Annotated in this window: 13 protein-coding genes; 7 read left to right on the top strand and 6 right to left on the bottom strand. The window is 71.0% G+C overall.

Annotation, left to right across the window (positions count from 1 at the left end; translation table 11 throughout):
• Window positions 1-47 precede the first annotated feature (47 nt).
• The 3 genes from AC3IYI_RS21680 (at window position 48) to AC3IYI_RS21670 (ending at window position 4,217) form a co-directional block, all read left to right on the top strand.
• Entirely contained in the window at window positions 48-2,672 is a 2,625-nt protein-coding gene (locus AC3IYI_RS21680) for an RICIN domain-containing protein (protein ID WP_489405341.1), read from the top strand.
• A gap of 517 nt (window positions 2,673-3,189) precedes the next feature.
• Complete coding sequence (locus tag AC3IYI_RS21675) at window positions 3,190-3,612, top strand: hypothetical protein (protein ID WP_489405340.1); 423 nt, start codon at window positions 3,190-3,192, stop codon at window positions 3,610-3,612.
• A gap of 164 nt (window positions 3,613-3,776) precedes the next feature.
• On the top strand, window positions 3,777-4,217 hold the full coding sequence (locus AC3IYI_RS21670) for a hypothetical protein (RefSeq protein WP_489405339.1): 441 nt from the start codon (window positions 3,777-3,779) through the stop codon (window positions 4,215-4,217).
• A 74-nt stretch (window positions 4,218-4,291) separates the two neighbouring features.
• Here the strand turns inward: AC3IYI_RS21670 and AC3IYI_RS21665 are convergent, their stop codons facing one another.
• Window positions 4,292-4,927 carry a LysE family translocator gene (locus AC3IYI_RS21665; protein WP_489405338.1) on the bottom strand — a complete coding sequence of 212 codons (636 nt, stop codon included), beginning with the start codon at window positions 4,925-4,927 and terminating at the stop codon, window positions 4,292-4,294.
• Window positions 4,924-5,688, bottom strand: a complete 765-nt coding sequence (locus AC3IYI_RS21660) for a hypothetical protein (protein WP_489405337.1) — start codon at window positions 5,686-5,688, stop codon at window positions 4,924-4,926. Before AC3IYI_RS21660 ends, AC3IYI_RS21665 begins: the two co-directional genes overlap by 4 nt.
• 152 nt (window positions 5,689-5,840) lie before the next feature.
• Between AC3IYI_RS21660 and AC3IYI_RS21655 the strand changes: the two genes are divergently transcribed.
• Both AC3IYI_RS21655 and AC3IYI_RS21650 read left to right on the top strand, forming a co-directional pair.
• Entirely contained in the window at window positions 5,841-7,361 is a 1,521-nt protein-coding gene (locus AC3IYI_RS21655; protein ID WP_489405336.1) for an aminotransferase-like domain-containing protein, read from the top strand.
• A 399-nt stretch (window positions 7,362-7,760) separates the two neighbouring features.
• A complete protein-coding gene (locus AC3IYI_RS21650) occupies window positions 7,761-8,465 on the top strand; it encodes a restriction endonuclease (RefSeq protein ID WP_489405335.1) in 705 nt (234 codons plus the stop codon).
• Between the two features lie 258 nt (window positions 8,466-8,723).
• On the opposite strand, the gene AC3IYI_RS21645 is transcribed toward AC3IYI_RS21650, so the two are convergent.
• Complete coding sequence (locus tag AC3IYI_RS21645; RefSeq protein ID WP_489405334.1) at window positions 8,724-9,443, bottom strand: DUF4232 domain-containing protein; 720 nt, start codon at window positions 9,441-9,443, stop codon at window positions 8,724-8,726.
• 315 nt (window positions 9,444-9,758) lie between these two features.
• Between AC3IYI_RS21645 and AC3IYI_RS21640 the strand changes: the two genes are divergently transcribed.
• Window positions 9,759-11,207: a helix-turn-helix domain-containing protein gene (locus AC3IYI_RS21640; RefSeq protein ID WP_489405333.1), complete on the top strand. Its 1,449-nt coding sequence runs from the start codon at window positions 9,759-9,761 to the stop codon at window positions 11,205-11,207.
• A gap of 102 nt (window positions 11,208-11,309) precedes the next feature.
• Here the strand turns inward: AC3IYI_RS21640 and AC3IYI_RS21635 are convergent, their stop codons facing one another.
• From AC3IYI_RS21635 to AC3IYI_RS21625, 3 genes are read right to left on the bottom strand one after another with little or no spacing between them, the layout of a single operon-like run.
• A complete protein-coding gene (locus AC3IYI_RS21635) occupies window positions 11,310-11,588 on the bottom strand; it encodes a hypothetical protein (protein WP_489405332.1) in 279 nt (92 codons plus the stop codon).
• Window positions 11,585-11,953 (bottom strand): hypothetical protein, encoded by a 369-nt coding sequence (locus AC3IYI_RS21630; RefSeq protein WP_489405331.1) that lies wholly within the window; start codon window positions 11,951-11,953, stop codon window positions 11,585-11,587. The genes AC3IYI_RS21635 and AC3IYI_RS21630 overlap by 4 nt, the downstream gene beginning before the upstream one ends.
• Window positions 11,950-12,216, bottom strand: a complete 267-nt coding sequence (locus AC3IYI_RS21625; RefSeq protein WP_489405330.1) for a hypothetical protein — start codon at window positions 12,214-12,216, stop codon at window positions 11,950-11,952. The genes AC3IYI_RS21630 and AC3IYI_RS21625 overlap by 4 nt, the downstream gene beginning before the upstream one ends.
• Before the next feature lie 631 nt (window positions 12,217-12,847).
• Here AC3IYI_RS21625 and AC3IYI_RS21620 point away from each other — a divergent pair.
• On the top strand, window positions 12,848-13,051 hold the full coding sequence (locus AC3IYI_RS21620) for a cold-shock protein (RefSeq protein WP_327254049.1): 204 nt from the start codon (window positions 12,848-12,850) through the stop codon (window positions 13,049-13,051).
• Window positions 13,052-13,247 lie beyond the last annotated feature (196 nt).

Genomic DNA, 13,247 nt, shown 5'->3' with positions numbered 1-13,247 from the left:
CGCTGGATCCACCTTTCCTCCGGTGGCATGCAAGGAGAACACCCCCCATGAAGAACCCCACGAACGGCGGGCGCCGCGGGCGTCACCGCCGTCGCTGGACCGCGACCGGTCTGCTGCTCGGCGTGCCCGCCGTCCTCGTGCCGTACCTCCTGTTCGTGCAGGAGGACTCGCAAGCCGCGACGGTCGACGGCAATGCCTACTACCGGCTGGTTTCCGTACGCAGCGGCAAGGCGCTGGACGTCAACGCCTTCTCCACCGCCGACGGCACCCGCATCCAGCAGTGGACCGACCAGAACACCGCCAACCAGCAGTGGAAGCTGAGGCCCGCCGGAGACGGCTACTACGAGCTGGTGAACCGCAACAGCGGCAAAGTGCTGGGCATAGCGGGCAATTCGACTGCCCAGGCGGCCGCCGCCGAGCAGCAGACCGACAGCTCCTCCACCTCCCAGGAGTGGCGGATCGACGATGTGAGCGGTTCCGGCGCCGTCACCTTCACCTCCCGCAGGAGCGGCCAGGTCCTGGACGTCTCCGGAGGCTCCACGGCCGACGGCGGGGCAGTCATCCAGTATCCCGGCAAGGGCAGCACCAACCAGCAGTGGAAGCTGGTGAGAACGGCCGAGGCCCCGGCGGCCGGGACCGGACCGTACGCATGGAAGAACGCCCAGGTGGTGGGCGGCGGTTACGTCACCGGGCTGGTGTTCAACCCGCGGGAGAAGGGTCTGCTGTACGCGCGCACCGACATGGGCGGCGCCTACCGCTGGGACGCCGCGGCCGAGCAGTGGATGCCGCTGACCGACTGGCTCGGCGAGAAGGACTGGAACCTGCTGGGCATCGATTCGCTGGCCACCGACCCCGTCGACCCCGCGCGGCTCTACCTCGCGACGGGCACCTACACCAACGACTGGGCGGGCAACGGCGCGATCCTGCGCTCCACCGACCGGGGCCGCACCTTCCAGCGGACCGACCTGCCCTTCAAGCTGGGCGCCAACGAGGACGGCCGAGGGGCGGGCGAACGGCTGGCGATCAACCCCGCAGACCCCGGCACCCTGCTGCTGGGCACCCGCAAGAACGGCCTGTGGCGCAGCACCGACCACGGTGTGACATGGAGTCAGGTCTCCTCGTTCCCCGTCAAGGACGGGGCGAGCAGCGGCACGGGCATCTCCTTCGTGACGTACGGCCCGGCCGGCAGCAAGACGGTCTATGCCGGCGTCGCAGACAAGTCCACCTCCCTGTACCGCTCCACCGACGGCGGCAGCACCTGGCAGGCCGTCTCCGGGCAGCCCACCGGCCAGATGCCGCAGCACGGCGTGCTCTCCGGTGACGGCTCGCTGTACCTGACGTACGCCAACACCGTCGGACCCAGCGGCGCGACGGCGGGTTCGGTGTGGAAGTACACGCAGGCGGGCGGGGCGTGGAAGAACATCTCTCCCTCGCAGGGCAGTTACGGGTTCTCCGGGCTTGCCGTCGACCCGCAGAAGCCGTCCACGGTGATGGTCACCACCCTCGACCGCTGGTGGCCCGAGGACGAGCTCTACCGGAGCACCGACGGCGGCACGACCTGGAAGGCGCAGGCCGCGAAGTCGGCGCGGAACGCCTCCGCCGCTCCTTACGTCGGTACCGGCACCGGGCACTGGATGACCGCCCTGGCCATCGATCCCTTCGACTCCGGGCACGCGCTGTACGGCACCGGCAGCGGCATCTGGCGCAGCAAGGACGCCGCCGCCACCGACGGCGGCGGCACCAGCCACTGGACCGTGGGGACCCGCGGGCTGGAGGAGACCGCGCTGATGGACGTGATCGCTCCGCCGGGCGGCGCCACCGCCGTCACCGCCATGGGCGACCTGGGCGGTTTCCGCCACGACTCCCTGACCGCGGTGCCCGCCGGGCGGCTGCAGAACCCGATGATGATCACCAGCACCGACATCGATTTCGCCCAGTCCAACCCTTCGGTGATGGTCCGCGTCGGCCGTGGCGGCACGCAGGACGGCGCCTACTCCACCGATGGCGGCAGCAGCTGGAACGGCTTCAAGGCCGAACCGGTGGGCAGCGCCGACAGCGGCCGTGTCGCGCTCGCGGCGGACGGCTCCGCCATCGTCTGGACCGAGGCCGGCCAGGCCCCGTACCGCTCGACCGACAAGGGGGCGAGCTGGTCGAAGGTCAGCGGCCTGGGCAACGGCGCCGTGGTCGTCGCCGACCGCTCCTCGGCCAAGACCTTCTACGCACTGGCCGGCGGCACGCTCTACGCCAGCACCGACGGCGGCGCGTCCTTCACGGCCCGCGCCACCAACCTGCCCGCCGGCCGCCTCACGGCCGTCCCCGGCATCGCCGGGGACCTGTGGATCGCCGACGGTACCAAGGGGCTGCTGCACTCCACCGACGGCGGCGGCACCTTCACCACGCTCAGCACGGTGAAGTCCGCCTCCGCCCTCGGCTTCGGCAAGGCCGCGCCGGGCGCCTCCTACCAGGCCCTGTACCTGATCGGTACCGTCAAGGACGTCACCGGGGTCTTCCGCTCCACCGACAAGGGCGCCACCTGGCTCCGCGTCAACGACGACGCCCACCAGTGGGGCAGCATCGGCGGCGTCGGCGTCATCTCCGGCGACCCCGACACCTACGGGCGCGTCTACGTCGGCACCAACGGGCGCGGCCTCCAGTACGGCGACCCGTCCTGACCGCGTCCTGAACCCAACGCCCGAGCGGGGCCGCAGGCACACAACGGCCTGCGGCCCCGCCATGGTTGAGGGACCTTGCTACGTCCCCTGAAGGCAGCCCAACAGGGCTGGCTCTGAGCGCCTCGCGTTCACGACCCGCGCCTGGATCCCTCACTTGGCCGAGCGGCCGCAGAATCGCTTCCTCGTTAGCTGGTCAACAACAACAACGCCTGTCCGTGAGACCGAGCCCTCACGAGGGCTCAGGAGACTGCCCGCCGTTACGCGGGTCCGGCCCGCTGCCCGCTTCGGCAGATGGCCGAGCGCTTTCCGGACATCCGGGATCACCGTGCGGCCAACCCCCAGGCGGGAGGCGCAGCGACGGTCGGTGAACACCGGCCGTTCTTCGTCAACATCCATTGACGCTGCATGGCGGTCCGTCTCCCAGCTCTCCAAGATCATCGATGACCGCCGGCCCCGCGCCTCGCATCCGGATTCCTGCGCAAGTGGCCGGCCCTGATCTCGAGACATCGGAGTGCACGTGCGCCTCTTCAACACCCGCCGCCGCACGATCGGCGGCCTGTCCGTCGGGGTGGGCCTGGTGATCGCAGGCACTGCCGGCTACGCCGTCGCCGACGCCGGAACCACGGCCAACCGAGCGGAAACCTTCCACGCACAGGCCGCGGTCTTCGCGCAGGGGAACGGCACGATCACCCTGCAGCACAACATCAAGGAGGTCACCAGGGTCGCTCTGGGCAGGTACTGCGTCAAGGTCACCGCCGAGGCGAACATCGACGTGCCGAAGACCATTCCGGTCGCCACCGCGCACTCAGGCGGCGCGTTCGCATGGGCCAGCGCCACCCCGACCTCCGCCTGCGGCAACGCCACCGACACGTACTACGTCGGAACCCAGAACGTGCAGGGCCAGGTAGCCGACTCGGCGTTCAAGCTCCTCGTACCCTGACCCCTCCCCGGCACCCCTGCATCCCCGTACCCCACGACGGCGAGACGCCGTCGCGCTGCCGTGACGCATTGAGTCTCGCCGGCGCCGCCCGCCGCCCCTGTACGGCCAGGCGATTCACGGCAAGCCAAGGTCTCCCTTCCCCACACATCCCGAGGAGTCGCCCCATGAGGCCCCTGTCCAAGAAGGCCAAGATCGTCGTTCTGGCCGCCGCCGCAGCCTGCGCGGCGACCACCGTCACCGCTGCGGTCGCTTCCACCCCCGGCCCTGCCCGTGCCCCGTTCTCCCAGGCCAGCGCCCTGGTCGAATTCAACGGCACCACCTCGCAGTCCAAGGGCATCAAGTCGGTCACCAAGCCGCAGGCCGGCATCTACTGCATCACGTTCACCGACAACCGGCTCGACCCGCAGAAGCTCATCCCCACCGCGACCATCGCGGCCATGGGGTCTTACGTCGGCGAACCCGGAGCAACCCCGAACGGCAGCACCCTGATGATCCGCACCGACCCGTTCAAGGAATGCGGCAACGACCCCGAGGCGATCACCGTCATCACCTCGAACGCCGACAACAACTACGCGGACACCGGGTTCTACTTCACGGTCGCCTGATCTGGCAGTCAAGGCGCCCCGCAGCGCCGTTCGGGCGTTGCGGGGCGTTCAGACAGCCTCATTCGTGCCCGGCTTCAGACGAACACCAGGGCGGCCAGGCCGAGGTAGATGCCACCGGTCAGGTGGGCCAGGCCACGGTCGCGGCGCGGGGTTCCCTGGAGTCGGCCGGTGAGTGCGGCGCCGACGAGTGCGTAGCAGAGGTCGAGGGCAAGGGCGACGGTCAGGAAGACCACGCCGAGGAGGAGCATGCGGGTCTGGGTTTCCGCCGGGGTCAGGCCGGTGGACAGGAACTGCGGCAGGAAAGCCAGGAAGAAGAGGACGACCTTGGGGTTGAGCAGGTTGACGAGGACGCCGTCGACATAGAGCCGGAGCAGTCGGCGTCGAGCGGAACGGCCGACGGCTTCGGCGGAGTCATCGGCGTCGGCGGAATGCGGGTGGCGGCGCAGCGCACGTATGCCCAGGTAGGCGAGGTAGCCGGCGCCCGCGTAGCGCAGGACGGCGAAGGCGAGCGGGTGGCCCGTGATGAGCGTCGCCAGTCCGCAGACGGCGGCGATGACGTGGAGGAGCGTGCCGGTCTCCACGCCGAGGGCCGAAACGATGCCGGCCCGCCGTCCGTCCCGCACGCTGCGCGTGATGATGTAGATGAGGTTGGGTCCGGGCACGGCCACCAGGATCAGGGAGGCGAGGACGAAGGCGGCGAGTGAGGTCATCCGCGTTCCAGTGCCGTGTGCAGCAGACCGAGGGGCGGGGCACCGAGGTCGAACAGGGCGCTGTGGAAACGACGGAGTGAGAAGTCGCCGCCCCAGCGTGCCCTGGCCTGCTCACGCAGGTCGAGAACGGAGTGGAGCGTGCGGCGGACGTCGGTCGCCGCCCGGCGCAGCGCCCTGCCGTGGCTGGCGTGCCCGGGTGCCACCTCGTGTATGGCCATGTTCGGCATCAGGGTCCGGTTGAAGCCGGTCGACAACCACTGCTCGCTCTGCGCCCTCGTCCAGTCGGCGTGCGGGAGGGTGACGCGGAAGCTGCCGGCCGCGTCGGCCTCGTGGGGCGCGGACGCGAAGAGGCCGGCCAGAGCCCGGCGCTGGGAGTCGGGCATCGGCTGGACTACCACCTCGACATCGTGGTGGGGCACCAGATCGTGCCGGGCGGTCCAGGCGACGGTCTCGTCGACGAGTGCCCCGAACTCCGCCAACAGGCCGTCTGCCTCGGGGTGGTCGGCCTGGAGCGCCCGTACCGTGTCGGCAGGCGTGGCCGCGGCGTCGAGAAGGGCGGCCAGACCACGGTGCAGTTCGAGCTCGCCGAATCGGACCCGGAGGGCTTCCTCCGCCGCCGCCGCGTGCGCCTCGTCGTGCGGGTCCGGATAAGGCTTCGTACCGGCGGGGCCGCCGAGCGCGGCGAGGCCGCGTCGCACTCCGTCCGGAGACAGGTCCTGGACGGTTCCGTCGTACTCGTGCCGCCCCGCGCCGTCTCTCACCGCGAAGACGGAGAGGTCTCAGACGGCTGCCAGCCGCGGGTCAAGGGGCGGCAGGGGCGAGAGGGGTGAAATAGGCGAGTTGGGTGAGTTGGATGTCATGCCGTTAGCCTCTCGTCGCGGCGGCTCGTGCTCCCGTGCCAAAGGAGGGGAAAGTGGACCGGAATCGTCAGACGCCCGAGCTGGACGAGCTGATCGACCTGCTGGGCGACTGGAGTTGGGGCGAAGGGCCGCTGTACCGGCGGCTCACCGACGCGGTCGGCCGAGCCGTACGGTCCGGGGACCTGCGCACCGGGGACCGTCTACCGTCCGAGCGGCGGCTCGCCGACGCCCTCTCGGTCAGCCGGGCGACGGTTGTCGCCGCGTACGACGCACTGCGCGGGTCGGGCCTGGCCGAGACCCGTCGGGGCAGCGGCACGCAGGTATCGGGAGGCGCTGGGGCACACCGGGTTCCGGTGGACGGGCGGGTACGCGGCGGTCAGGCCACCGCGGTGGTCCAACGGCTGATCACACAGCCGCCGGACCTCATCTCGCTGGGGCAGGCAGCCGAGGCCGGAGGTCCTGACCTGGCCCAAGCGCTGCTCCAGCTGGTCCGCGAGGACCTGCCCGGGCTGATCGGTGAGGCGGGCTACCACCCGGCCGGGCTCCCCGCGCTGCGAGCGGCCATCGCCGCCCACCACACCGCTCACGGCCTGCCGACCGTGCCCGACCAGGTGGTGGTGACCACGGGTGCCACGCAGGCCGTCGCCCTGAGCGCCCAGCTGTACCTCGGGCGCGGGTCCACCGCCCTCGTGGAATCCCCCGGGTGGCCGGGCTGCCTGGACGTCCTCAGGGCGGCCGGCTCCCGGCTCGTCGGCGTCCCGCTCGATTCCGACGGGGTCCGGATCGACCGGCTCGCCACCGCGCTCGCCGAACACCGGCCCGCGCTGCTCTACCTCATGCCGACCTACCACAACCCCACCGGCACCCTGATGTCCGTCGGTCGTCGTCGCCGGGTGGCCGAGCTCGCCGCCGAACACGGCGTCACCGTCCTGGAGGACAGCGCACACGCGGCAGGGCTCGTCCCTGGTCAGGCTCCGCCGCCGATCGCCGCGGCCCCCGCCGGGGGAACCGTGCTGACGGTGGGTTCGCTGGCAAAGGCCGTATGGGGCGGTCTCCGGATCGGCTGGATCCGCGCGCCGCAGGACACGGTGGCGCGCCTGGCCCGGCTCAAAGCACTCAACGACCTCGGCAGCCCGCTCCTCGACCAGGCCCTCGCCGCCCGGCTCCTCCCCGCGCTCCCGGCCCTCGCGCCCGAACGGGCCCGCATCCTCCGCGAGCGGCTGGCCACCATCACCCGGCTGCTCGCCGAGCAGCTTCCGAACTGGCGCTGGCAGGCACCGCAGGGCGGCTCCGTTCTGTGGGTCCAGCTGCCCGCGGGCACGGACGCCCGGCTCTACGCACGGGTGGCGCTGCGCCACGGCGCGGAGGTCATCCCGGGCGCCACGATGGATGCGACCGGCGCCCACGACGACTATGTCCGCATCCCGTACTCCTTCGCCCCGGAGACCGCGGCAGCACTGGTCGACCGCCTATCGGCAGCCTGGACCGCACTGTCTCCGAGCAGTGGCCACCCCGTGCCACAACGTGCCATCCCTGCCGAAGCGCAGGCAGCCTCGCCCCGATTCGACAGATGATCACGAGTGGTGACATTGGGGTGACGCGTTGTCAGTGGCGGGTGCTTTCATGGGTCCGGTGCGCAGGGAGGCGCATCGCGACTGGTGGGGGGATACAGCTGTGCCCTGGATCAATGACTATTTCCGGTCAGACGGCACTCGGGTCGAAGGCCACGTCCGGCTCCCTGCCGGGGCCCGGCGGGAGACCGCACTGCTCGGCTTGATCGTCGCCGGAGTGATCGTCTTCGGCAACGGAACAGCATCTGCGGGGGCTGGAGCGGGCTCGGGTCAGGAGTTACCCAGGCCGCAGTCGACAGTGATCTACCCGATCAAGTGGCCGGCGTGGGAAAACCGCCCGGCGCCCCAACCCATACCGACGGTCTCCTATCCGATCGTCTTCCCCAGCACGGGGACCGGCAGGTGAGCCGCCGCCCACCCGCAAAGAGGCGCAAGCGCACCAGCACAGCGCGGCGCCGGAAGGCCACCGGCTCGGAGGAGCTGTGGCTCATCGGCTTGGTCGGCCTCGTGGCCCTCAGTCTCGTCGCGGCAGTCATGTCGTGGCTCGCTGCCCATCCCTGGGTCCTGGTACTCGGCCTACTCGCAGCCGGGGCCGCGGGCGCGCTGTGGCTGCGCCGGCGCCAAGAGGCCGCGCGATGGGACCAGATCCGGGCCCAGGGCCTGCGCTACGCCGTCGAACACCTCGACAGCCTTCACCACAATGACTTCGAGTTCGCCGTACGGGACCTCATGCACCGCGACGGCTGCGCCGACGCGCAGAAGGTCGGCGGCCGGGGCGACAACGGCGCGGACGTCAAAGCCACCGACCCCTACGGCCGCCGCTGGGTGATCCAGTGCAAGCACCGCAAGGCCGGCTGGTCCGGTTCCGCAGTCGGCACCCCGGACCTCCAGGTCCTCAACGGCACCGGCCGCCAGATACACGGCGGCGACGTCCTCGTCATGCTCACCAACGGCCGCTTCTCCGGACCCGCCCTCACCTTCGCCAAGTCTCAACGCCTCCACCTCGTCGACCGCCACCTCCTCGCCCAATGGGCCACCGGCTCCCGCCCCTTGTGGGAACTCCTCCGCGCCGTCCCACCTCCCCGAAAGCCCACATCACTCTCCTAGGAGTCGGACTCCGAGGAAACCCGTTCACCAGCTTGGGCGGCGTCCCGATCCACGGTCGCTCGTACCCGTCCCGGCGCTGGTGCAGCTTGTCGCTCTTGCCCCGGAGCTGGGCCAACTCACGCTCCAGGGGCTTGAGCTCGTCACGGACTGCCCTGAGTTCGGCGAGGCAGTTGTCTAGCATTTCCTCGCCCAGGACAGTTGACCCCGCCCGGCGACACACCCCGTGGGACGGCCGGGGCCGCGGCCCCGGAACTCCGTTCAGAAGGCGCTCAGCGCCTCGCGGGTGTTGGTGCGGTACAGGCCGACCTTCGGGTTGGCGACGCTGCCCGGCTTGGCCAGCTGGAGGCTGACGCCGTCCGCGTTCGGCATGTGCTCCTTGTCGGCCAGGACGTTGACCTCGTCGGCCACGGGGCCGTTGCCACCCGACGGGTTGAGGTCCACGGCCGCGTACGCGGTGGCGCCGGGGCGCACCGGGTACGCCGGGGCGCCGCCCAGACCACCGGGGGCAGTGGCCTGGAGACCGAGCGCGCCGCCCTTGGCGCTGAAGCCGACGGTGGGGAAGTAGTCCAGACCGCAGGAGGTGGAACCGTTGTTGGTCACGGTGATGACGCGGACGGTGGCCGGAGCGCCCGTCGGGGAAGTGACCTTGACGGTCAGGTTCCGCGCCGAGCAGGGGTGGGTGTAGGCGTAGGAGTCACCGGTGGTGCCCCCCGCGTCCTTGCCGCCCGAACCGGCCTTCGCCGGGGTGGTGGTGGCCGTGCCGGTTCCGGTGCCCTTGCCGGCGGACGGGGCGGCGGAGGCGCCCTCCCCGGACGGCGTCACGGTCCCGGTCGAGACCGGCTTGTCCGCGCTCTTGGTCGCGGCGGGGTTCGCGGTCGGCCCGCCGGCGCTGTCCGAGCCGCCGCAGGCGGTCAGGGCCAGAGCGAGGCCGGCGGTGGCGGTGGCCAGGGCGGTGGTGCGGAGTCGGTAGGTGCGCATGGGGAACTCTCCGTGTCGGTGCGGTCGTCAGACGGAGGCTTCCGCTTCCCGCCTGACGAGACGTTGGTTGGGGCTGCTGTTCCGGTCGGCTGCTGCTGCAGGCGGCCGAGGGCGGTCGGTGGGGCGGGTGGGGCCCTCCCGTTGCGACCGCCGATCCGATCGGGGGACCGACGGGCTGATGGCGCAACTGTGGGGCCGGTTTCGTCCCAGTGGCGTCTGGACCGGGATAGTAGGAACCCTGGAACGCTCCCGACCCCTCTCACCTGGGCGATCGGGCGAGCCTGGAACGTGTTCCGGGATGAGGGGGAGGGTGGAATGGCCACGGAGACGGAGCTGTTCGCGGAGCTGATGCGCGGATTCAAAGAGCGCTCGGGGCGCAGTTACGGCACGCTCGCGAAGCGTCTGCACTCCAGCAACTCGACGCTGCACCGCTATTGCAGCGGCGCGGCGGTGCCCACGGATTACGCCCCGGTGGAGCGGTTCGCCCGAGTCTGCGGTGCCTCGGCCGACGAACTGCTCGCGCTGCACCGGCAGTGGCTGCTGGCGCTGGTGGAGCGGCGGCGGGGGGTGCCGGAGGGGCAGGCCTCGGGGGCGGGGGCGGCGAACTCCGCGGCGCCGCGGGGTGGTGACGCCGCACCGGAGGTGCCGCCTGCATCGGCGGTGACGGTGGTGGTGGCTGGGGAGGCTTCGGAGGTCCGGCCGCAGGCGGAGACCGACCCCGCACCAGCCCCGGCGTCCGCGGCCGGGTCCGCCCCGGCGCCCGGACCTTCCGCTGCGGAGGCACCCGCACACGCCCCCGCCGCCCTTATCCAGCCGGGCCCCGCCCGGGCCTCCGTACCGGGGGCCCGGCGTCGTCGACTGCTGCTCGCCGTTGCGGCCGCCGTGGCCACCGCCGCGGTGGCGGGGGCCGCCGCCGCCGTTTCCGCCATGGGAGATCCGGGTCACGGGGACACGCGCCGCGGCGCCGCCCAGCCGTCCTCGCGCGAGCGGGCGGCGGCGGGCCCGGCCTTGCCGTCCGGCGGGTCGTCGTCACCCACGCCCACAGCCGATACCGCACCCCCGTCCGGCCCCGGACCGTCGTCCCCCTCGGCAACGTCCGCGTCCACCTCGCCGCCGGCCACCGCCAAGGAGGGGCCCTCCCCCGCCGCCCCGTTCACGGTCAACGTCCTGCCCGACAACTGGGACAGCCCCTGCGACCAGTGGTTCGCCCTGGACAAGGCACCCGGCACGGTCCCCCCGCCCCCCGCCGGGCAGGCGACCGAAGGGTGGGCCCGGGCCCTGCACGCCGTCCCGGCGGGACACCTGCGCATGCAGCTGACCGTCCAGGGCACCGAGGGCAAGGCCGCGGTCCTGCACGCGCTGTACGTCCATGTCGTGAGCGGCCGCAAGGCTCCCGGCTGGAACGCGTACACCATGGGCTCCGGTTGCGGCGGCACGCTGGTGCCGGCGAACTTCGCCGTGGACCTGGACGACGCCTCCCCGAGGGCCAGGCCCGTACCTGGCAAGGAGGGCGAGCGGCCGACGGCCTCGACCGACTTCCCGTACAAGGTCTCCGCCACCGACCCCCAGGTGCTGAACATCGACGCCGCCACACTCGGTCAGGACGTCAGCTGGTACCTGGAGCTGGCCTGGAGCAGTGGCGACCGCAAGGGCACCACCCGCATCGACGACCACGGCCGCCCGTTCCGCACGGTCGCCCTGAAGGCCGGCCACAGCTACTGGTACAACGAGAACAACAACGCCTGGCTGCCGTACACGGAATGAAAGACCCATTGCACCCGGTCCGCGACGGTCGGACGGCCAGGCGTACGCGGTCTCCCGCAGCCCAGCTGAACACCGGCCGCCGCGTCGACGGCCCTGCTCATTTCAAAGCAGGTGCGGCGGTGGCACGACCAGGACCACGGCCAAGAGACGGGGCCTCATCCGCGGGAGCGCCTGAGTCTCGAACCACCCGCCAGACGGGAGCGTGTGACGGCGAGCCGTACCGGGGGTGGGATCGCCGAGTTCGAACGGGTCGATGCCGAGGTTGGCCAGCTCGACGATCTGGTCGGCGACGGCCTTCACTTCATCGCGCACAACCTTCGGGTAGCCCACCTCGTCCTCGGCGTGGAAGGCGTACTCCCACATCCAACGGTCGTCGGTCACCGGGCAGCCTCGCCAGCGGTACGGAGGCCGGCCTCGGCGGCGGCGGCGTTGCGGATGCGGCTGATCTCGGCGGCGATGTCTCGGGCCTCGCCGAGGTCGGTGACCTCTCCGGCACGGGCCTCAAGCACGTGGAGTCGGGCGGCGGTCTCCGGGTGTCGGGCAATGGCCACCTCAACGGCCCACGCCTCCATGAAGGTGCGGAGGGGATTAGCGGAAACCTCGGCGCGCGCGCGGGTGGTGCTGGCCGCGCGGTCGCGGTCGAAATCGGCAAGCAGCTGCGGGGCCACCTGGGCGAGGGCAGCGCGGATCGCCTCGGGCTGGGCGGGCGGCTGCGGGACAGCGGACGGCTGGGGCGCGGTGCTCATGCGGCTTCGGTCCTCTCCTCTTGGTCAAGTTCGCCCGCACGGTAGGCGTTGGCAAGGGTGGTGACGTGCTGGCGGGACCAACCGACGCGGCGGCCTGCCGCAGCTTTCTGCCCGTAGCGGTCGGCGGAGCCGATCCGGCCCACCGTGTGATTGAGGTGCGCCTGCGCCCGCGCAAGGGCCTGCTCGGCCCGGCGGACGGCCTGGAGGGCATCGTCCAGATCGGTCTTTTCGTCGTCGGTCAGGGGTTCGCTAGTGGCTCGCACAACCCGAGCATAAACCGTCATCAACACTTGACACTATGAGGCTCTCCCGCGGGAGGCCAAGCCGAGAGGAGCGACGCACCACGAGAATTGGGTGGAAGCTGAACCCTAAAGAGGGTCCCGCCGACCCCGGCATTGCCGGCACTCTGCGACGACGGGAACTGGCGGGAAGGCCCTGCCCGGTGCCCCTTGCAGTGCGGGCAGACCACGGTCTCGCACTTCAGCTCAGCCATCACCGCGTCATCCCGCCCCGCCCGCTGCGCTCGGGCGAGGAGCTGGGCGCGACGATGGCCTGCCCGCGTCGTAGCCGGCGAATACCCCCACTCTCACAACACTGCACTCGAGGCGAATCAATATCTGTCCCGGCGGTCTGAGAATTTAACGGGCATCGCGAGGAGAGTTTTTACCGCAAACGCAGGGGTTGAATTTATTCGACCCCTGCGTTCCACTGCGACGTGCTACTGTCCATCTCGGTTGCAGTTTTGGTTCCCAAAAACTTAAGGCGTCTCCAGTCGGCCCTCACGTCGCATGGTGGCGCTTCATATTTCCGGTCATTTTCCGGGCGGGGCATCATCGCGGCGACACGGTCTCCGCACAGTGCGGACGCCGGTGTACTGCCCCAAGGAGATATGACATGGCTGCTGGCACCGTGAAGTGGTTCAACGCGGCAAAGGGTTTCGGCTTCATCGAGCAGGACGGTGGCGGCGACGACGTCTTCGCCCACTTCTCGAACATCGCCGCCCAGGGCTTCCGCGAGCTGACCGAAGGCCAGAAGGTCACCTTCGACATCGCGCAGGGCCAGAAGGGCCCGACGGCGGAGAACATCGTTCCCGCCTGACGCTGACTCGCGTTCAGCAGCTGGGGCCCGCATCCCTCGGGGTGCGGGCCCCAGCTGCGCACATCCCCCGCGGTGCGTCCACCCGCGGGACCAAGCACGGGATGCCTCCTCGGAGCCGCACCCGAGCCGATTTCTCCAGTTTCGCGTCCGCATGACGCCACACTCATTGCAGCGCCCGTACCCGCGCATATTTCTC

It is taken from the genome of Streptomyces sp. GL_148 (assembly GCF_057834205.1).
The sequence above is the reverse complement of the archived record's forward strand: the minus strand, read 5'-3'. Positions and strand labels throughout refer to the sequence as shown.